A 20,714-nucleotide genomic window follows, 5' to 3' on the forward strand; every position below is an offset into this window, starting at 1 on the left:
TAATTTAAAAACCACATGAATTTTTTAGGCTTTTTTAGACATAAAAAAATGCCCTCTAAAAGAAGGCATTTTAATTTTATTTTTCAGTCTAATTTATTGAAGCGTAGGCGAGTAATTTGTTGGGTATTGACCAACATCAACTAAATTACCAGAGGCTTCAAAGTTTGAGCCATAAGTGGCATCTATTGCTTTCATGAATTCATTTGCAGCAACAGCGTAACCCCTTGATGTTAAGTGTACACCGTCAAGAGAAAACATACCTCCTGTAACAAGCTCAGAAGTTAAAATAAAACTCCCAGAAGCAATACCGGTACTGTTTAATTCAGACAATAAAGCATTTGCATCTACAAAAGCTAAACCTGCTTGGTTTACAGCGGCTTGTATTGTTGCATTAAAACTATCTACAGCAGCTCTAATTTCATCTTGTTCACTAGGCAATAATACCCATTTATCTGCTAAAGGAACAGCAACACCATTTACAGTTAAAGGATTTCCTGGAACAGCTTCTGTACCTATAAAAGAGGCCGCAGGCAAAACAAATAAATCATCAGCAGTTGCTTGTCTGATACTAGGCAATCCTAAAGCAGACAAATCTGTCAAGCTTTCATCTTCAATAACAACTGCGTTAGTTTCAGACTCTTCAAACATTATAGTTCTTGCGGCAGCTTCATCAGCAGTAATAAAACCACCTCCTAAAGCCAATTGTAAACCACCATTGTATTGTGCGTATGCTTGATTAACAGCTCCTGCCGTTGCAGCATCTAAAGGAACTGGGTTATGCGGTACTGTAGTAAAATGAGCAATATCTGTTACATAAGGTATGTTGGCAACAACACCTTTTGCACCTTGTGATGTTAAAGTTGAAATTAAAGTAGATATTGCAAAATCAAAAGTTGGTTGGTCTGTTATTGGACTTGTTCCATCTCCGCCCGTTGTAGCATAGCCTAATACATCATTATTGCCTATCCATAGCGAGAAGAATGTAGGTGCTTGAGCCATTGAAAGTTCCAACACACTTGCATCTGGTGTAGTGCCTGTCATTCTAATAAAATAGGGGTTTGCAGCTGCAGGGAAATTAGCAATATTACCATAACCTGGGGCTAATAAATGAAAACTTCTTGCTCCGGGTACACCCATATTATTAAAAGGACCTACTGGATTATTTAAAGCTATATCTGTAGTTACTGTAACGGCACCTATAACTGCCTCAAGTGGTAAAGGACCACCACCAATAGTTACTAATCTTGGGTTAGCAATTCTATTTCCAGCTAAAGCTAAACCACCAAAATTATCATTTACAAGTGGTTGTGTAAAATTACCACCGCCAACTAAAGAAAACTGTTCTGATAAAATTTTAGGAAAAGAATTTTGTTGTGCAGCTAAAAAAACTGTGCCATCTGAAAATCCAGAAGTCAATGAATTTCCTAAAGAAACATAGGTTGAAAAATTGGCCTCTCCAGAAGTTAATGGAGGTAGTGGAGCTGATCCATTTGATGAATCATCATCATTACTACAAGCTGTAGTAAGCCCTAGGGCTATTAGTAATAGCCATAAATATTTTGTATTCATAATTATCTTTTTCATGTTCTTATAAATTGTTTATTACAATAGACGCATAATACATAGATCCAATATATCCTGTACCAATTGCAGTGAAGTAATCATCTCCCAAAAGGTTTGTTCCTCCAACCTTAATTACTGATTTTAATTTAGGAATAGTATAACTTAACTGAGCATCAAATGTATTGTATGAAGGAACTTGACCGTCTCCAAATGTAGCTTGCCAGAAATATGTGTCACTCCATCTCCATGCGGCATTGAACCCAAAATTTTTAAATACGTTAGTGTTGCCAAATGATACTTTTACTTTGTGTTCAGGAGTATTAAAGCTTGTTCTAAAATCGGGATCTGAAGCTTGATCAAAATCTTGTTTGGCAAAGGTGTAATTAGCACCTAAATCAAAATCACCTAACACTTTAGTTGTAAGCCCAATAGATCCACCATAAGAATTTACATTAGCATCTGAATTGGTATAGGTTTGATATTCTTGAGTATCATCAAAATTAATGGCGTTTACAGATAAAGAGTTATCCCCAACTTGTCCATATAATGGAGCAATAACACTTTCATTAGAGATAAAATTCTTATAAGAGTTATAATAAACACTAGCGTCAACAATTAAGCGATTTAATTTCCCACGGTAACCAACTTCAAACGAAGTAACCTGTTCTGGTTTAACCAATTCAGAATTACCAATTTGTAATAAACTAGCATCTCTCGATCCCGGCGTATTACCACTAGCTAAATAGGCTTCTACAGATGCCTTTGAATATGAATTAGTATATGCGCTTCCAGCAGACTGACTAATAGTATTAGGTTGAGAAGGGTTGTTTACACTGTACGATCTAACATATCGGTCTAAATTGTCTTCAGCAGAACCAATTAACACATAAGGACCGGCATCTAAACCAATAAATAAATCCTGTGTTGTTGGGTTTCTAAACCCAGTTTGAAAGGATCCACGAATATTATGATTGTCATTAACCGTAAAACCAGCTGCAATCCTAGGAGATACAAAACCATCAAACAATTCTGATTTATCATAACGAACAGATCCAGTTAGTTTTAAATCCAAACTTTCAGATAATTCAAAGTCCTTTTGAATTTGGGTATATACACCGTATTCGGAATAATTGATAGCTCCATCAGTGTCAGTATAAATCGTTCCTGATGAGTTTAAGCTATATCGTCTGTATGAACCACCAACTTGAATTTCAGCAAAATCAGTTAAATGACTAAAGTTGTAGTTAGCATCAGCATGGTAATATTTTGACGCATCTTGAAATTTAGATCCTGTAGCTAATTCCGGGTCATTTATACTACGATTGAAAGCTCTTTGAAATTCAGGAGTTCCAGGTAGATACCTGCCAGATTCAGCTGCTGCTCTTGCAGCTGCATGAGCCTGATCTTCAGTGGCACCACCTAAAGTCGCTGCGGCAAAAGTTTGGATATAGTCACCAAACCAATCTTCATCACTTTTCCAAGCTCGGTTAATTTGAATACCAGTAACTGTCATGTCGTAAGAGTCTCCAGCTTTATCAGCTACAACATATCCTCTTACAAAGAAGTTGTTATTCCTTACTTCAATTTTATGCTGCTGTTGTGTAAACCCATTAATATAATAGCGGTTAGAACCTTGATAAATTGTAGATCCCGTTCCAATCTTTCCAACATAAGCTATTTCCAAATCATCAGCCCAAGGTCTAAAATATAACCCCCAATCAGCTTTAACACTTTCTGCGTTATAGTCGGTTAAGTCACTTTCACTATATCCCGTTCTACTTACTGTCACATCGGGAATAATTCCTAAACCACCTGAAGCAGCTCTAATATTAGTTGCAACTTCATCACCATAAATATTATAGCCATCATAACCTAAACTAGCTCGAGTAGCTCCTGTTCCTGGTTTTCCATCAATATTATTAGCAACCCAATCGGTACCACTTAACCAACCAAAATTTACTTTTGCCGCAAAATGATCGGTGAATTTATGTGCCAATCTAATACCAACATCGGTATAGCTATTATCTCCACCCGCATCTTGCGATGTTATTCCTTGTTTAATATAACCGCTAATTCCTTCAAAATCAAATGGATTTTTACTCCTCATAAATAAAATACCATTAAAGGCATTTGCACCATACAAAGCAGATGCAGCACCTGGAAGGAGTTCGACACTTTGTACATCGGTTTCAACCATTCCAACCAAATTTCCAATAGGGAAGTTTAAAGCAGGAGTTGAATTATCCATACCATCAACCAACTGCATGAAACGGTTATTTGAAAATGTAGCAAAACCTCTTGTGTTTATAGATTTAAATGTTAAACTATTTGTGTTTATATCTACACCTTTTAAATTTTCTAATCCACCATAGAAATCGGCCGATGCGGTATTCTTTATTTCTTTAAGTCCAAAACGTTCTACGGTTACCGGAGATTCAAAGATACGCTCTGGTGTTCTGGATGCTGAAATAACGACTTCATCCAAAGATGTACCTTCTTTAAGTACAATACGAATCTCTTGATTATTAGAAGTTACTTCAACAGTTCCAGATTCAAAGCCAATATTACTAGCTTGAACTGAAAAAGGAGGGTCTTGATTTACAGTGAGGGAAAAGCCACCATCAAAATCAGTAATTGTTCCGGTAGCTGTACCAACTACTATTACATTAGCACCTGGAACGGGCTGTTCATTGTCATCCACAACTGTTCCTGAAATTGTTGTTTGAGCAAAAGTAATGGCGCCACAAAACAACAATAAAATTGAAAGAATTGATCTCATGTTTAAGATTTAGTTAATTATTACTTGAGCAATATAAATAATTCTTCCAAAACAGAATAAATTATTTATAAAAATTATGCATGCATAATATTAATTGTCTAAAAAATATAACGAAAAATGGTTATTTGATAAAATTATTAGACTGTAAAACATCTTTTATTAATCATACAAATGTTTATTTTTATTTTAGATTTGTTAAATAAGGAGATTCAAATTAATTTAAACTCGTATGAAAACAATAAGAAAAATAGCATTGTTTATAATAGCTTTATTCTTTCTCATGATCTGGAGTGGTGTAATAAGAAATGTAACATTGGGAGGAACTAGTATGGGACCATTAACCACTCCAATAAAATCGTTTTCTGAAGGCATTTCTAATATGAAAAGAACCTATGAGTATATAGTTAATGCTCCAGATTATTATATAAAAACCAAAGAAGAGGATCGTGAAGGCATAAACAATTTGGGTTATAATTTATATGGTTTGTATTCTTTTAGAAATGGAAACGAATATAAAATCCAGTTAAAGAACTTTAAAGATAATACAATAAAGTATGAATGGATAATTCCCGAAGACAGATTATCTAGCAGATATAGTGTTGATGAAAACGACAGATTATATCCTGCGATGCTTATGGACAATAAAGATGTAATTGTTTCCTGTAATGAAAGACCCGGGCTTTTTCGGGTTGATGCTTCATCTAAAGAAAAATGGTTTAATGGCGATTTTATTTATCATCACGCCATGAATACCGATTCGCTAGGTCATATTTGGATACCAGGAGCAAATCATGATAAGGGAAAGCTAGTACCAAGAAAAGTGTCTTTAGATGGAATGGAAACAGATTATAGAGATGATCTTATTGTTCAAGTAGATGCAGAAACTGGTAAAACCCTATATCATAAATCGCTAACTGAAATTTTTACCGAAAACAAGTTAGAATACCTAATCAATAAAAGTCCTTATACTAATGATCCATTTCATTTAAACGATATTCAACCAGCATTGTTTTCATCTTTATATTTTGAAGAAGGCGATTTGTTTTTGAGTTTTAGAAGCCCTTCATTAATAATTCAGTATCGACCCAAAGTAAACAAAGTAATTAAAATTTTTGAAGGCCCTTTTTTATTTCAGCATGATGTTGACATAATTTCACCCAACTCAATAGCAATTTTAAATAATAATACAATTGCAACTCAAATAATACAAAAGGAAATAGAGTTTAAACCTACAAATCAAACGGTTGACCGAAAAATAAACCATTCAAATGTACTTATTTATAACTTTGATGAAGATACCTATACGCCGCTTTATGAAGAACCGTTTAAAGAACATAGTATTTTTACAGATGCCGAAGGTCTATACCGTATATTGCCTAATGGTGATTTGTTTTTTGAAGAGCAAGGGTCAGGGATTCTTTGGGTTTTAAATGAAAAGGGTGTGGTTTTAAAAACAACTCTTGAGAGTAACATTAATGGGTATCATTATTTGCCTAATTGGACAACAACTTATTTGGATAACGAGTTGGAAGCCTTAAACTATAAGTTATGACATTGTATATTGGTCCTGGAATTGGTATTGGTACTTTACTAATTATTTTATTTATTGCCCTACTGGTTATTTTTGCCTTTGGTGTAGTTTTATGGATTCCTATTAAACGCTTTTTTCGTAAACTATTCAAAAAACAGTAATGGTTTATTATTTATTAGTAGGTCTTTCAGGATTTATTTTTATTGGCCTGTTAATCTATTTTCGCAAACATTTTTTTGCAGCTTTAGAGACAACACTAAGCTTGTCTAATGCAGTTTTGTCTAAAGAAGACGAACTTGTTAAGCAAAAAAAGTTAATTAAAGCATTGAAGAATATGTTATTGGATTTAGGCAAAAACATAGGTCTTTTGGCTGTTATAGCTCTTACAACATGCTTGCCTGTTTATTTTTACATACTTTTAGGAAATGTTGAGTTTCAAAGTTTAGACACTTCGTCAATTTGGTTTTTTGTAAGTATGTCCTTAGGGAGTATTATCCCATTTTTAATTAAAAGGAAAAAGCCTTCTGAAGATTATTCTGAAGCTTCAATTTTGTTTCACAAGCTTATTTTAAATAATTACAACATAGGCAGACTACTGTTTTCGTTTGACAGTAGATTTAAAAAAGAAAAGATCTCAGAAAAAAAAGAAACCTTTTTAATTATTTCTGGTCTGGCCCGGGCAGGAACCACTAGCCTAACCGACCAATTATTCAAAGCTGGTGATTTTAGTTCGTTAGATTATTCCAATATGCCATTATTGTTAGCGCCTAATCTTTGGAAAAAGATGTATAACCCCAAAAAGGCAAAACTAAAAGAGCGAAAGCATGGCGATAAAATGCTTTTTGGTTTAAATACTATTGAAGCACTTGAGGAATATTTTTTCAAAGTATTTTTAAACGATTATTTTATTTCCAAAAACCATTTAAATAAACACGAGATTACCGAAGAAGTTTATGATAATTATATGAAATATCAAGCTTTGGTAAGGCAAAACAATACCTCAACGTATTTATCAAAAAACAACAACCTTATTTTAAGGTATGAATCGTTACGTAAGTTTAATGAGTCATTTAAAGTTGTTTTTCTGTTTAGGAAACCGGAAGTACATGCATATTCTTTGTTAAATCAGCATAAACGGTTTTCTGAATTCCAAACAGATGATGAATTTATGCAAACCTATTTGGATTGGTTAGGCCATCATGAATTTGGAAACAATCAAAAAGTATTTAAATTTTCTGATAAAGATGTGACGATTGCTTGCGATAAATCTACTCTAAACTATTGGTTAGCGATTTGGCTAAATTATTACGATTATTTATTGAATATGGAAGATGAGAACTATATGCTTATTGAATATTCAGATTACCTAAATGAACCCCAAAAAGTAATGGAGTTTGTTGGAAATGAAATGAACATGTCTTTAGATTATTCTCATCTCATACCGTTTTCAAACCATCGAGAAATTGATACATCTGGGTGTGACAAACAATTATTGGAAGCCGTTAATACTGTTTATGATAAACTAAAATATAAAAAGGTCGTTTTTAAATAACAGGAGTCTATTCTACAGTAACCGATTTGGCTAAATTTCGAGGTTGGTCAACATTTTTACCTAGCATAACCGCAATATGATATGATAATAGCTGTAAAGGTATAGTAGTTAATAGAGGCGAAAGTGGTTCTAGCGTTTCCGGCACTTCAATAACATGATCGGCTAATTCTTTAACATGGGTATCACCTTCAGTAACAATTCCAATAATTTTTCCTTTTCTGGATTTAATTTCTTGAATATTACTTACTACTTTGTCATAATGTCCTTTTTTGGTTGCAATTACAATTACTGGCATTTGTTCGTCTATAAGTGCAATAGGGCCATGTTTCATTTCGGCAGCAGGGTATCCTTCGGCGTGGATGTATGATATTTCCTTAAGCTTTAAGGCGCCTTCTAATGCGACAGGAAAATTATATCCTCTACCTAAATACAAACAATTGCGAGCCTCTTTATAAGTGTCGGCAACAGCTTTAATGTGTGTGTCAGAAGTTAAAGCTTTTGTTACTTTTTCTGGAATAAGTTCTAATTCTTGTAAGTGATAGCGGTAATCAGAATTTGAAATAGCACCTTTTGCTTTAGCGAGTTTTAAGGCAATTAATGAAAGCACAGTTATTTGTGTTGTAAAGGCTTTTGTAGAGGCAACACCAATTTCAGGCCCAGCATGAGTATAGGCACCAGCATTGGTCTCTCTAGCGATAGAAGATCCTACAACATTACATACTCCAAACACAAAAGCACCATTGGCTTTTGCTAGTTTAATGGCAGCTAAAGTATCTGCAGTCTCACCAGATTGAGAAATGGCTATCACTACATCTTTATTTGTAATAACAGGATTGCGATATCTAAACTCTGAAGCATATTCAACTTCAACCGGAATTCTTGCTAAATCTTCAAATATATATTCGGCCACTAAACCTGCATGCCAAGATGTACCACAGGCAACAATAACTATACGATTGGCGTTAAGGAACTTTTCAATATTATCATCTACGCCAGACATTTTTATAATGCCTTTTTTTGCCAGTAAGCGCCCTCTATAAGTATCTTTAATGGCGTTAGGTTGCTCAAAGATTTCCTTAAGCATAAAGTGGTCGTAACCACCTTTTTCTATTTGCTCAAGGTTCATTTGTAATTCCTGAACATAGGGATCTACTAATGAATCATCTTTTATTTTCCTGATTTTTATATCTTTACCTGCACGGATAATCGCCATCTCTTCATCTTCAAGATACACCGCATTTTTAGTGTACTCAATAAAAGGCGATGCATCGCTGGCTATAAAAAATTCATTTTCACCAATACCAACCGCTAAAGGACTGCCAAGACGTGCAATAACAATTTCACCAGGTTTTGTTTTGTCAAATACAGCGATAGAATAGGCACCTACAACTTGGTTTAATGCAATTTGTACAGCTTTGCCCAATTTGACATCTTCTTTAATTTTTACGTCTTCGATTAAGTTTATTAAAACTTCAGTATCTGTTTCAGACTTGAATGTATAGCCTCTGGAAATTAGCTCTTTGCGTAAGGAATCATAATTTTCAATGATACCATTGTGAATTATTACCAGATTTCCGGAATTGGAATAGTGAGGATGAGCATTTAAATCGTTAGGAATACCATGTGTAGCCCAACGGGTATGACCAATACCTAAATTAGCATTAGTAGAGATTTCATCTGCGACACGTTGCTCTAAATCGGCAACCTTACCTTTGGTTTTAGAAACTTTTAAGTTTGTACCATCATAAAGTGCAATACCAGCACTATCATATCCACGATATTCAAGGCGCTTTAAACCTTCTATAATAATTGGATAAGCTTCTCTATGACCAATATAGCCTACTATGCCACACATATGATATTATTTATCGGGTTCAGTGTAATATAATTCGAATTTCACTTTTTTGTTATCTGGAACATTAGTATTTGACCCATAAAGAACAGTACCTCGAGGAGACATCACTGATCCAGAGTGGGTGTCCGTGTCATCATATTCAAGAGCAGTTGCTTGTTGAATCTCATTAACATTGGTCGAAACATAAACTCCTAGTTTTACATTTGTGGAATCGCGCAACAAAATGTTGTTTAAGTGTTCAGTTAAGCGAAATTTATATTTGAAACCTTCATCATTACCATCGCGCTCTAATGTTCTTGAATAAAAAGTTTTAGACAGCGAAGGGTTTGCATTGTTTGTTGATCCATCGAAAAAATAATCCACTATTGGGACGTTATTCTCTAAATCTATTAACATAATTCTATTAGGCTCTTCGCCGTTTACCTGATTTTGATCTACATAAAGTGTAAGATTAGCCTCATTTATAAGCCAAGAATCCTTTTTGCTCTTAAAGTATTCTAAAGCAGGAACATCTGACCCTGTTTCTGGATCTTCAACAGTACCATTAAATAAATCTATAACTGCCATTGAACCTTCGCCTCCTTTAATGTAAAGTGATTGATCGCCATCAATTGGGTCCGCATTAGCATCTGCATCGGCTATAGTAGTATTGGTTGGATCGTTTTCAAGAATGTTTAAACGATTACCAGTGAAATTCATTCTTAAGAAGCTGTCATCCTTTATTTCCAGTGGGTCACCATTTTCATCTATAGTAGTTTCAACTACCCAACTGTAATAAACAATTACATTACCTTGAGAAAAATTCAACATCATCATATGGCCGTTACCCGCCATGGCTTCTTCGACTTTAAAATAAAGGCCTCTAAAATAATCCTTAAAATTATTTTGATTGCTTATTTCGGGTTGAGATCCTGCATCTGGAGTATTGAAGAAAAATAAGTTGTCCCAAAATTCATTGTCATTGTTTAAATGTACTCTTAAACTAGGCGCTATAGTTTCTTCATCATTAATAACAACTTGTTGGTCGTTTGGCAAAAATTCGTCTTTTTGATATAGTGTTTCACCAATAAAATTGTCAAAATTGATTGTTTGATTTGAATTAGAATAATATCTCTGTGCTTCAGATAGATTACTATCTGGGTCAAAATCGCGTAAGAAATAATTATTTTGATATATAGATAATTTTACGGGTTCATTACCAAATAACGAATCTAATTCATACAAAGGGGTGCCTTCGGCATCAGTGCCAATATTTTTAGCGTAATACGGAATTGTTAAAATTACCGAGTCTACAGCTATATCTTCAGGAAAATTAAAGCCAAATGATGTTGGCACAATTTGAGTTACCACACTCCCTGTTGTTTTGCCATAAATAGGATCGTTATAGATACCCATTAAATTAGACGATAGGTTATTGGTTTGAACAGGGCCTAATTTTCTATTAAATGAAACAACAGGAAACTTAATAGAATCAGTGCCAAAATTCGTGATTCCTTCAATATCTGTTTCTACAGTTGCGTAATCGTCATCACAGGCAAAAAACATAATTAGTACAATACCTGATATATACTTTAAAGGGCTTAAAAATCTTTTCATAGTTATTTTTTCAAGAAATAGGCTTATCCTAAAACTTCATTATTGTAAAACTCGGTATAAGCTTCACTAAACTCATCTTTTGATTTGTATTTTAAAATTGGTTTTTGAGAATCTTTTAAATGCGTGGTTAACTCTTCTGGAATTTCTTCAGAACCAATAATTAATGCATCAGAATGATCAATGGCAATTTTCATTAAATTGTTATAGGTAGGCTTTTCTAAAGCCTTAATAGCCTCGCTATCTATGTTGTCAAATTTTATCTTGTCTTGCATATCTTTGTTTAACGTACCGTCAAAGCTTTGATTGTATATAGATGTAACTATTTTACTTTCGTTAAATAAAGGCTCGTCTTTATAGAACTGTTTTAAATACAGGGGCAATAAGGATGCTAGCCAACCGTGAACATGTATTATGTCTGGAGACCAGTTTAACTTTTTAACAGTTTCAATAACGCCTTTAGCAAAGAAAATAGCTCGTTCATCATTGTCAGGGAATAAATTTCCTTCTTCGTCTGTTAAAGTGGCTTTTCTTTTAAAATATTCGTCGTTATCAATAAAATATACCTGAATACGCTCTTTTGGAATTGAAGCAACTTTTATTATCAGCGGCATATCTAGGTCATTTATTACCAAATTAATACCTGATAGTCTAATTACTTCATGTAGTTGATGTCTTCTCTCGTTTATATTGCCATATCTTGGCATGAAAATTCGAATTTGACCACCAAGCTGATTAACCATTCTAGGCGCTTCAAATGACATGGATGAGATTTCGGTTTCCGGTAAATAAGGCACTACTTCAGATGATACATACAATATCCTCTTATCTTTCATATATTTTATTGTTTTGAAGATTCAAAATAAAAAACACGCAAAAGTACAAAAATTTATGCTAATTGCCTTTAAAATATTAAGTTTGCACGCGTTAATTTTTTATTAAAGGTGAAGGTTTTTACAGAAAAAGCTAAAATTAAAAATGAAATTTCTTTTCTAAAGAAAAAGAATCAATCTCTTGGTTTTGTCCCGACAATGGGAGCATTGCATGATGGCCACTTAAGTTTGGTAAAAGAAGCATTAAAAAGTAACGACCAAGTTGTGGTAAGTATTTTTGTTAATCCTACACAGTTTAATAACGCCTCTGATTTAGAAAATTACCCTAGAACTTTAGAGCGTGATATCAATCTTCTCGAAACTGTTTCAAACGAAGTTATGGTTTATGCACCAACGGTTGAAGATATTTATGAAGGCCAAACCAAATCTGAACAGTTTTCTTTTGATGGATTGGAGTTTGAAATGGAGGGTAAGTTCCGGGAAGGACACTTTGACGGGGTTGGTACTATAGTAAAACGATTATTTGAAATTATAAAGCCCGATAATGCTTATTTTGGAGAAAAGGATTTTCAACAGCTAGCCATAATTAAAAAGCTTGTTGAAAAACACAACATACCCGTAAACGTGCATGGTTGCAAAATACATAGGGAATCTAATGGACTGGCCATGAGTTCTAGAAACGAACGTCTTAAGCCAGAACATAAAAAAGAAGCGCCTTTTATCTACAGAATTTTAAATTCTGCCAAAAAAAAGTTTGGCACAAAAAGTGCTAAAGAAGTTACGGAATGGGTTGAAAAACAGTTTGCTAACAATACATTATTGCAATTAGAGTATTTTATTATAGCAGACACTTCAACCTTAAAACCAGTAATAAGAAAATCTCATAAAAAACAATACAGAGCTTTTATAGCTGTATATGCAGATGATATTAGACTTATAGACAATATCGCATTAAATTAATTATCTTTGCCGCATGCAAATTCAAGTAGTAAAATCTAAAATTCACAGAGTAAAATGTACAGGTGCAGATCTGAACTATATAGGGAGTATTACCATAGATGAAGACCTTATGGATGCAGCCAATATTATTCAAGGTGAAAAAGTGCAAATTGTTAACAATAATAATGGTGCGCGATTAGAAACTTATGCCATTCCTGGGCCTAGAAATAGTGGAGAAATCACACTAAATGGAGCAGCAGCTAGGCTAGTGTCTCCAGGTGATGTTTTAATTTTAATCACATATGCCTTTATGGATATTGAAGAGGCTAAAAAGTTTAAGCCATCATTAGTGTTTCCAGACGAAGCCACAAACAAACTTATTTAAAAATTTGAATCCATACGTGAAAAAAATATTAAAAATAGGGCTCCCAATATTGTTGGGAGTTTTTTTAGTATGGTATTCACTGTCCAAGGTGTCATTTTCTGAATTATTGGTTTACTTTAAAAAAGCCGATTATTTTTGGATAGTTCTGGGCATGTTATTTGGTTTCTTAAGTCACTTATCAAGAGCTTACAGATGGCGTTTTCAGCTCGAGCCAATGGGCTATAACATAAAATTGCCAAATAGTATTATGGCCGTGTTTTCGGCGTATTTAATAAACTACACTATTCCTAGAGCTGGGGAAGTAGCTAGAGCATCAATTATAACAACATATGAAGGTGTGCCTTTTGAAAAGGGGTTTGGAACTATTGTTGCTGAACGTGTTGCTGATTTGGTTGTTGTTATGGGGATTGTTATTATTACCTTATTTCTTCAGTTTGATTTCATAATGGCGTTTTTAACAGAATCTTTTAACCCAAAAAATTTAATTATTGCTGTTTTTGGATTATTGGTCTTAGGAGTTTTATTCATTGTTTACATAAAAAAAAGCCAGTCAGCTTTAGCGATAAAAATAAAGACATTTGTGTCAGGTTTGATCGAAGGTGTCTTGTCTATTTTTAAAATGAGAAAAAAATGGGCTTTTATTTTTCATACACTCTTCATTTGGTTTATGTACGTTATGATGTTTTATGTTACATCATTTGCCTTGGAAGAGCTACACGGAATCCCATTTGGAGCTGTTCTTATAGGTTTTATTTCGGCTAGTTTTAGTATTGCTGCCACAAATGGCGGAATTGGTTCGTATCCAGTTGCCGTTTATGCGGCGTTTTCAATTTTTGCTATTCCAGAAGATCCAAGCATCGCTTTTGGATGGATAGTTTGGACGTCTCAAACTATTGTGCTTGTTGGTTTAGGAGGATTATCATTATTGTTATTGCCTGTTTATAACAGAAACAAGGCATTAAAACCAGAATAAAAACAACTTTCAAACGGTAAATTTCTTTTATACTTATGGCTTAATTTCATAACTTGCCATGAATATATTAACCGTTTTAAAATGAAACAACTAATCTGTCTTTTCGCATTAATGGCATGTATGCAAAGCACTATTGCCCAGGTGATTTACGAACCGTTTGAATCAACAAAATTAGGTGAAACACGTGAAGTTAAAATTCAACTTCCTAGAGGCTATGATTCTAATGAAGATAAAGCCTACCCTATTATTTTGGTTTTTGATGGCGACTATTTGTTTGAAGCCGTTGCAGGTAATGTAGATTATTACTCATATTGGGAAGATATGCCAGAATCTATTGTTGTTGGTATTAATCAGGTAGATAGTCGCAATTCAGATATCAGCTATTCCGAACAAAACTCATTGCCTATTGAAAACGGTGCAGCATTTTTCGAATTTATAGGTATGGAGCTCCTTCCGTATCTTGATAGCACTTATAGAACGGTAGAATTTCGGGTAATAGTTGGGCATGGCGAAACGGCCAATTTCATAAATTATTTTTTACTTAAACCACAGCCTTTATTTCAAGCTTATGTTGCGATAAGTCCAGATTTAGCACCAGACATGACAAATTACTTGTCCGAAAAGCTCTCAAAATCCGAAGGAAAACTATTTTATTACATGACTACTTCTGATAACGATATCAAGCACATAAAATCAGGAGTAACAAAATTGAATGATGCTATAAGTGCATTAGAAAATAAAAATTTGCTGTATAGTTTTGATAATTTTGAGAAGCCTTCTCACTATGAGCTTCCAGCACATGCCATTCCAAACGCTTTAGAGGATATATTTTTGGTTTTTAAACCCATAAGCAAAACAGAATATAAAGAAACCATTTTAAAACTTGAAGGTTCTCCAGTTGAGTATTTAACTGAAAAGTATCAAACCATTGAAGATTTGTTTGGAATACAAAAGCAAATCCTTATCAACGATTTTAATGCTATTGAGGCTGCCATTGATAAAAATGAAAAGTTTGAGTATTTAGAAGAATTGGGAAAAATCGCAAGAAAGGAATATCCCGAAACACTTTTAGGAAATTATTATCTAGCGCGTTTTTACGAAGAAACAGGAGAACCGAAAAAAGCAATGAAAACGTATCAGTCTGCTTTTGTTTTGGATGAAATTGCAGGTATTACAAAAGATGAAATGTTACGTCGGGCAGATGCAATTAAAGCAGATTTCGGGTATTAATGGCTAAAGTAAAAACAACTTTTTATTGTCAAAACTGTGGTACACAATATGCTAAATGGCAAGGGCAATGTAACGCCTGCAAGGAATGGAATACTATTGCAGAAGAAGTTATTCAAAAGCCTGAAAAAAGTGATTGGCAATCGACATCTTCAGCTAAAACAAAGCGTGTTTCAAAACCGTTACTAATCAATGAAATTGATACTTCTCAAGATGCACGCATGCAAACCAACGATGCCGAGTTTAACCGTGTTTTGGGAGGAGGCATTGTTCCAGGATCATTAACACTTTTAGGAGGTGAACCGGGTATTGGTAAAAGTACCTTGCTACTTCAAATTGCATTAAAATTACCTTACAAAACACTTTATGTTTCAGGAGAAGAAAGTCAGAAACAAATAAAAATGCGTGCCGAACGCATAAATCCCAATAGCAATAATTGTTACATTCTTACTGAAACAAAAACCCAAAATATTTTCAAACAAATTGAGGATTTAGAACCAGATATAGTGGTGGTCGATTCTATTCAAACCTTGCATAGCGATTATATAGAATCTTCATCAGGCAGCATTTCTCAAATAAAAGAATGTACAACTGAACTTATCAAATTTGCTAAAGAAACTGCAACACCAGTTGTTTTAATAGGCCATATCACTAAGGATGGTAATATTGCTGGCCCGAAAATTTTAGAGCATATGGTTGATACGGTTTTGCAATTTGAAGGTGATCGCAATCACGTGTTTAGAATTTTACGAGCGAACAAAAACCGATTTGGATCGACAAACGAATTAGGTATTTACGAAATGCAAGGTTCAGGATTACGTGAAGTTTCTAATCCTAGTGAGATATTAATTTCTAAAAAAGACGAAGAACTATCCGGCAATGCCATTGCAGCCACTTTGGAAGGTATGCGGCCTTTAATGATTGAGGTCCAGGCCTTGGTAAGTACTGCTGTATATGGAACACCGCAGCGAAGTGCCACTGGATTTAATGCTAAGCGTTTAAATATGTTATTGGCCGTTTTAGAAAAACGAGCAGGATTTCGTTTAGGCGCCAAAGATGTCTTTCTAAACATTACTGGAGGCATAACGGTTGACGATCCTGCAATAGATTTAGCAGTAGTCGCAGCCATTCTATCATCAAACGAAGATGAAGCTCTGCAACGTGATTTTTGCTTTGCTGCAGAGGTTGGATTATCAGGTGAAATTCGCCCTGTGCAACGAGTTGAACAACGCATTTTGGAGGCTGAAAAACTTGGGTTTTCTACCATTTTTGTATCGAAATACAATAAAATTGCCTTGAAAAACACGGTCATAAAGATTCAAATGATTTCTAAGATTGAAGATTTGGTTGAATTTGTAGTTTAAATAAAACCTTTAGAATGAGTAATAAAATTAAATTTTCAGAGTATTTCATACAATTAGTATTAGTAGTAGTGGGTGTGTTTCTTGGAATTTTAGCTTCAGAATGGAATGCTTCAAACAATTTAAAAAGTAACCAGCGAGAAGTTTTAAATAACATAAAATTAGAAGTCCAAGCAAATTTGGAAACAGTTAAAAGAGCTCAAAAAAATCGAATAAAGTTTAATAAATCATTGGATAGTTTATACCCTCTTTTGACAGATGAGATAGTCAATGAACCTTTATTTGATAAGAATTTTAATGAACGCTTCCCAAATTGGAGAGGTGTTGGTGATGGTCAGCTTTCAAGTGCTATGTTTGAAATGGCAAAATATAGCAATCTGCTTTCAAGCATGGATATTGAAATTGCTTCTCAACTGTCAAAAACCTACACTGTGCAAAATGGACTGAATAAGACTAGAGACTCATTTCTTGAAAAGTTTTTTGATTTCAACTCTCAAACGACTTATAGTGATGCCTTAAGAATAATGTCTGCAATAAGGCAAGAATTAGGAAGCTTTGAAAACACTCTTCTAAAGGAATACTCTAAAACTTTAGAATTATTATAGCTTTTTTATTCAAGATCAAGATTTGCAAAGTTTTATTGTTTAAAAACCTCTAAACCAAGGGCTATTTTACTAAAATTCATTAATTTCGCAGGTCGAAAAGAATAAATGTACTTATGAGCACTAAATTTCCTGAATATAAAGGACTTGACTTGCCAAATATTGCTAACGAAATCAGCAAGTATTGGCAAGAAAACAACATATTTGAAAAAAGCGTTTCTACAAGAGAGGGTCATAAACCCTTTGTGTTTTTTGAAGGGCCTCCTTCTGCAAACGGTTTACCTGGTGTGCACCACGTTTTAGCTCGTGCCATAAAAGATATTTTTCCCCGTTACAAAACCATGAAAGGTTATCAGGTTAAGCGTAAAGCGGGTTGGGACACGCATGGGTTGCCAATTGAGTTGGGTGTGGAAAAAGAACTAGGTATTACCAAAGAAGATATTGGTAAAACCATTTCTGTTGAAGATTACAACGCTGCTTGCCGTAAAGCGGTTATGCGCTATACTGATGTTTGGAACGACCTTACGCAAAAAATGGGCTATTGGGTGGATATGGACAATCCATACGTTACCTACGAGCCTAAATACATGGAATCGGTTTGGTGGTTACTAAAACAGATATACAACAAAAGCCTGTTGTACAAAGGCTATACCATACAACCGTATTCGCCTAAAGCCGGGACAGGATTAAGTTCGCATGAGTTGAATCAACCAGGAACATATCAAGATGTTACAGATACAACAGTTGTGGCACAATTTAAAGCGAATCAAGAATCATTGCCAGATTTCCTAAAAGAAGAAGGTGATATTCACTTCTTGGCTTGGACAACCACGCCATGGACACTTCCAAGTAACACAGCCTTAACCGTTGGTCCAAGAATTGAATACGTTTTAGTTGAAACCTATAACCAATACACGTTTGAACCGATGAATGTGATATTGGCTAAAAAATTAGTGAATTATCAATTTTCTGGAAAGTATAACCGAGTTGAGGACAAGTCAGAATTACTAGAATATAAATCTGGTGATAAAAAAATTCCTTACTACGTTGTAAAAGAATTCAAAGGAGCTGATTTAGTAGGCATTACTTACGAGCAGTTATTGCCTTATGCTTTACCAAACGACAATCCTAAAAATGCCTTTAGAGTTATTGCTGGAGATTTCGTAACTACCGAAGACGGAACAGGAATTGTACATACCGCACCAACCTTTGGCGCAGATGATGCTTTGGTTGCTAAACAAGCGAAACCAGAAGTACCACCAATGTTAGTGAAAGATGAAAATGAAAATTTGGTGCCTTTGGTTGATTTACAAGGTAAATTCCGTCCAGAAATGGGCGAGTTTGCAGGTAAATATGTCAAGAATGAATATTACAATGAAGGCGAAGTACCTGAAAAATCTGTTGATGTAGAGCTAGCTATCAAATTAAAAATTGAAAATAAAGCCTTTAAGGTTGAAAAATACAAGCACAGCTATCCTAATTGTTGGAGAACCGATAAACCCATTCTATACTATCCATTAGATTCTTGGTTTATTAAAGTAACTGATGTTAAGGACAGAATGTTTGAATTAAATGAAACAATCAATTGGAAACCAAAAGCAACAGGAACGGGTCGTTTTGGAAATTGGCTTGCCAATGCTAATGATTGGAACTTATCGCGTTCGCGTTATTGGGGAATTCCGCTACCAATTTGGAGAACCGAAGATGGTAAAGAAGAAATTTGTATTGGTTCTGTTGAGGAGTTAAAAGCTGAAATGCAACGTGCCGTTGAGGCTGGCGTAATGAAAGCTGATATTTTTGCTGATTTCGAAGTGGGTAATAATTCTGAAGAAAACTATGCCAAAATAGATTTACATAAAAACATCGTTGATGAGATCGTTTTGGTGTCACCATCTGGACAACCCATGAAACGTGAAGCTGATTTAATTGATGTCTGGTTCGATTCTGGTTCTATGCCTTATGCACAATGGCATTATCCGTTTGAAAACAAAGAAAAAATAGATAAGCATGAATCATTTCCAGCCGATTTTATCGCAGAAGGTGTTGATCAAACACGTGGTTGGTTTTACACCCTTCATGCCATAGGAACCATGGTTTTTGATTCTGTTGCTTATAAAAACGTGGTGTCTAACGGATTGGTGTTAGACAAAAACGGACAAAAAATGTCCAAGCGTTTAGGAAATGCTACAGATCCTTTTGAAACCTTATCAACTTATGGTGCTGATGCCACGCGTTGGTATATGATTTCAAATGCAAACCCTTGGGACAACCTAAAATTTGATGTAGACGGTATTGAGGAAGTAAAACGTAAATTTTTTGGAACGCTTTACAATACCTACTCATTTTTCAGTTTATATACAAATTTAGATAGTTTCAATTATAGCGAAGCCGATATTCCGTTAGAAGAACGTCCAGAGTTAGACCGTTGGATTTTATCTGAATTACACACGCTTATCAAGAAGGTAGATGAATTCTATGCAGAATATGAACCTACCAAAGCCGCCAGAGCTATTTCAGACTTTACGCAAGAATATTTAAGTAATTGGTATGTACGACTTAGTAGAAGACGTTTCTGGAAAGGCGATTACCAAACCGATAAAATTTCGGCCTACCAAACCCTTTATACCTGTATGGTAACCTTGGCAAAACTAGGTGCGCCAATTGCACCATTTTACATGGATAAACTTTACCAAGACTTAACCCAAGTAACACATAAAGAAAATGTTGAGAGTGTACATTTGGCTGAGTTTCCAAAATATGACGAAAGCTTTGTAGATAAAAGTTTAGAGCGTAAGATGGAGAATGCCCAAACAATATCATCGTTAGTATTGTCGTTAAGAGCCAAGGAGAAGATAAAAGTGCGTCAACCCTTGCAAAAAATTATGATTCCTGTTGATAATAAACAACAAAAGGAGGAAATTTTAGCGGTTGCCAGTTTGATAAAGCATGAAGTAAATGTTAAAGAGATTGAGTTGTTGGAAGATGCTTCAGATATCTTGGTAAAACAGATTAAACCAAATTTCAAGGTTTTGGGTCCTCGTTTTGGTAAGGATATGAAGGTGATTGCTAGCACTATCATGCAATTTACAGCCGATGATATTAAAAAAATCGAGCAAAATGGAGAAATAGCGGTTGAAATTAACGGAAAAAGTCTTACTTTAGGACTCGAAGATGTAGAGATTACTTCTCAAGATATTGAAGGCTGGTTAGTAGCTAATGAAGGTAGTTTAACAGTAGCTTTAGATGTTACGATTTCTGATGATTTACGAAAAGAAGGGATTGCTCGTGAGCTCGTAAATCGTATTCAAAATTTACGTAAAGATTCAGGATTTGAAGTCACAGATAGAATTGATGTGATACTTCAAAAAGATGAAAAAATAGTTGAAGCAATAGAAACGAATATGGCCTATATTAAGGCAGAAACATTAACAAAGGAATTAGAAATAAAAGATCAAATAAATAATGGTATAGAAATTGTTTTCGATGATGTAAATACCAAATTATTTATTCAAAAACATTAA

The 20,714-nt window shown here is 34.4% G+C and carries 15 protein-coding genes; 10 read left to right on the forward strand and 5 right to left on the reverse strand.

The genetic code is table 11. The features are described from left to right. Window positions 1-93: 93 nt before the first annotated feature. Window positions 94-1,584: an SGNH/GDSL hydrolase family protein gene (locus K7G76_RS01875; protein WP_255572897.1), complete on the reverse strand. Its 1,491-nt coding sequence runs from the start codon at window positions 1,582-1,584 to the stop codon at window positions 94-96. A gap of 4 nt (window positions 1,585-1,588) precedes the next feature. Further along, a complete protein-coding gene (locus K7G76_RS01880) occupies window positions 1,589-4,342 on the reverse strand; it encodes a TonB-dependent receptor (RefSeq protein ID WP_223032505.1) in 2,754 nt (917 codons plus the stop codon). Between the two features lie 229 nt (window positions 4,343-4,571). Between K7G76_RS01880 and K7G76_RS01885 the strand changes: the two genes are divergently transcribed. From K7G76_RS01885 to K7G76_RS01895, 3 genes are read left to right on the forward strand one after another with little or no spacing between them, the layout of a single operon-like run. After that, entirely contained in the window at window positions 4,572-5,894 is a 1,323-nt protein-coding gene (locus K7G76_RS01885; protein ID WP_223032506.1) for an arylsulfotransferase family protein, read from the forward strand. After that, window positions 5,891-6,034 (forward strand): hypothetical protein, encoded by a 144-nt coding sequence (locus K7G76_RS01890; protein WP_223032507.1) that lies wholly within the window; start codon window positions 5,891-5,893, stop codon window positions 6,032-6,034. Before K7G76_RS01885 ends, K7G76_RS01890 begins: the two co-directional genes overlap by 4 nt. After that, window positions 6,034-7,425 carry a sulfotransferase domain-containing protein gene (locus K7G76_RS01895; RefSeq protein WP_223032508.1) on the forward strand — a complete coding sequence of 464 codons (1,392 nt, stop codon included), beginning with the start codon at window positions 6,034-6,036 and terminating at the stop codon, window positions 7,423-7,425. The genes K7G76_RS01890 and K7G76_RS01895 overlap by 1 nt, the downstream gene beginning before the upstream one ends. 7 nt (window positions 7,426-7,432) lie before the next feature. On the opposite strand, the gene glmS is transcribed toward K7G76_RS01895, so the two are convergent. From glmS to K7G76_RS01910, 3 genes are read right to left on the reverse strand one after another with little or no spacing between them, the layout of a single operon-like run. Then, window positions 7,433-9,280, reverse strand: a complete 1,848-nt coding sequence (gene glmS / locus K7G76_RS01900) for a glutamine--fructose-6-phosphate transaminase (isomerizing) (RefSeq protein ID WP_223032509.1) — start codon at window positions 9,278-9,280, stop codon at window positions 7,433-7,435. Between the two features lie 6 nt (window positions 9,281-9,286). After that, window positions 9,287-10,876 carry a DUF4270 domain-containing protein gene (locus K7G76_RS01905; RefSeq protein ID WP_223032510.1) on the reverse strand — a complete coding sequence of 530 codons (1,590 nt, stop codon included), beginning with the start codon at window positions 10,874-10,876 and terminating at the stop codon, window positions 9,287-9,289. 23 nt (window positions 10,877-10,899) lie between these two features. Continuing rightward, complete coding sequence (locus tag K7G76_RS01910; RefSeq protein ID WP_223032511.1) at window positions 10,900-11,709, reverse strand: glycogen/starch synthase; 810 nt, start codon at window positions 11,707-11,709, stop codon at window positions 10,900-10,902. 108 nt (window positions 11,710-11,817) lie between these two features. Here K7G76_RS01910 and panC point away from each other — a divergent pair, with 108 nt between their 5' ends. The 7 genes from panC to ileS all read left to right on the forward strand — a co-directional run bounded on the left by panC (window position 11,818) and on the right by ileS (window position 20,714). Further along, the gene (gene panC, locus K7G76_RS01915; RefSeq protein ID WP_223032512.1) at window positions 11,818-12,666 is read left to right on the forward strand and encodes a pantoate--beta-alanine ligase; all 849 of its coding nucleotides are present in this window, start codon (window positions 11,818-11,820) and stop codon (window positions 12,664-12,666) included. A 13-nt stretch (window positions 12,667-12,679) separates the two neighbouring features. After that, complete coding sequence (gene panD, locus K7G76_RS01920; protein WP_223032513.1) at window positions 12,680-13,030, forward strand: aspartate 1-decarboxylase; 351 nt, start codon at window positions 12,680-12,682, stop codon at window positions 13,028-13,030. A 16-nt stretch (window positions 13,031-13,046) separates the two neighbouring features. Next, window positions 13,047-14,003 carry a lysylphosphatidylglycerol synthase transmembrane domain-containing protein gene (locus tag K7G76_RS01925; RefSeq protein ID WP_407927948.1) on the forward strand — a complete coding sequence of 319 codons (957 nt, stop codon included), beginning with the start codon at window positions 13,047-13,049 and terminating at the stop codon, window positions 14,001-14,003. An 81-nt stretch (window positions 14,004-14,084) separates the two neighbouring features. Continuing rightward, window positions 14,085-15,233 carry an alpha/beta hydrolase gene (locus tag K7G76_RS01930; RefSeq protein WP_223032515.1) on the forward strand — a complete coding sequence of 383 codons (1,149 nt, stop codon included), beginning with the start codon at window positions 14,085-14,087 and terminating at the stop codon, window positions 15,231-15,233. Next, window positions 15,233-16,594, forward strand: a complete 1,362-nt coding sequence (gene radA, locus K7G76_RS01935; RefSeq protein WP_223032516.1) for a DNA repair protein RadA — start codon at window positions 15,233-15,235, stop codon at window positions 16,592-16,594. Before K7G76_RS01930 ends, radA begins: the two co-directional genes overlap by 1 nt. Before the next feature lie 14 nt (window positions 16,595-16,608). Then, the gene (locus tag K7G76_RS01940; protein WP_223032517.1) at window positions 16,609-17,196 is read left to right on the forward strand and encodes a hypothetical protein; all 588 of its coding nucleotides are present in this window, start codon (window positions 16,609-16,611) and stop codon (window positions 17,194-17,196) included. 113 nt (window positions 17,197-17,309) lie between these two features. Next, on the forward strand, window positions 17,310-20,714 hold the full coding sequence (gene ileS, locus K7G76_RS01945) for an isoleucine--tRNA ligase (protein ID WP_223032518.1): 3,405 nt from the start codon (window positions 17,310-17,312) through the stop codon (window positions 20,712-20,714).

This window comes from Hanstruepera marina (assembly GCF_019880635.1).
GTDB lineage: Bacteria > Bacteroidota > Bacteroidia > Flavobacteriales > Flavobacteriaceae > Hanstruepera > Hanstruepera marina.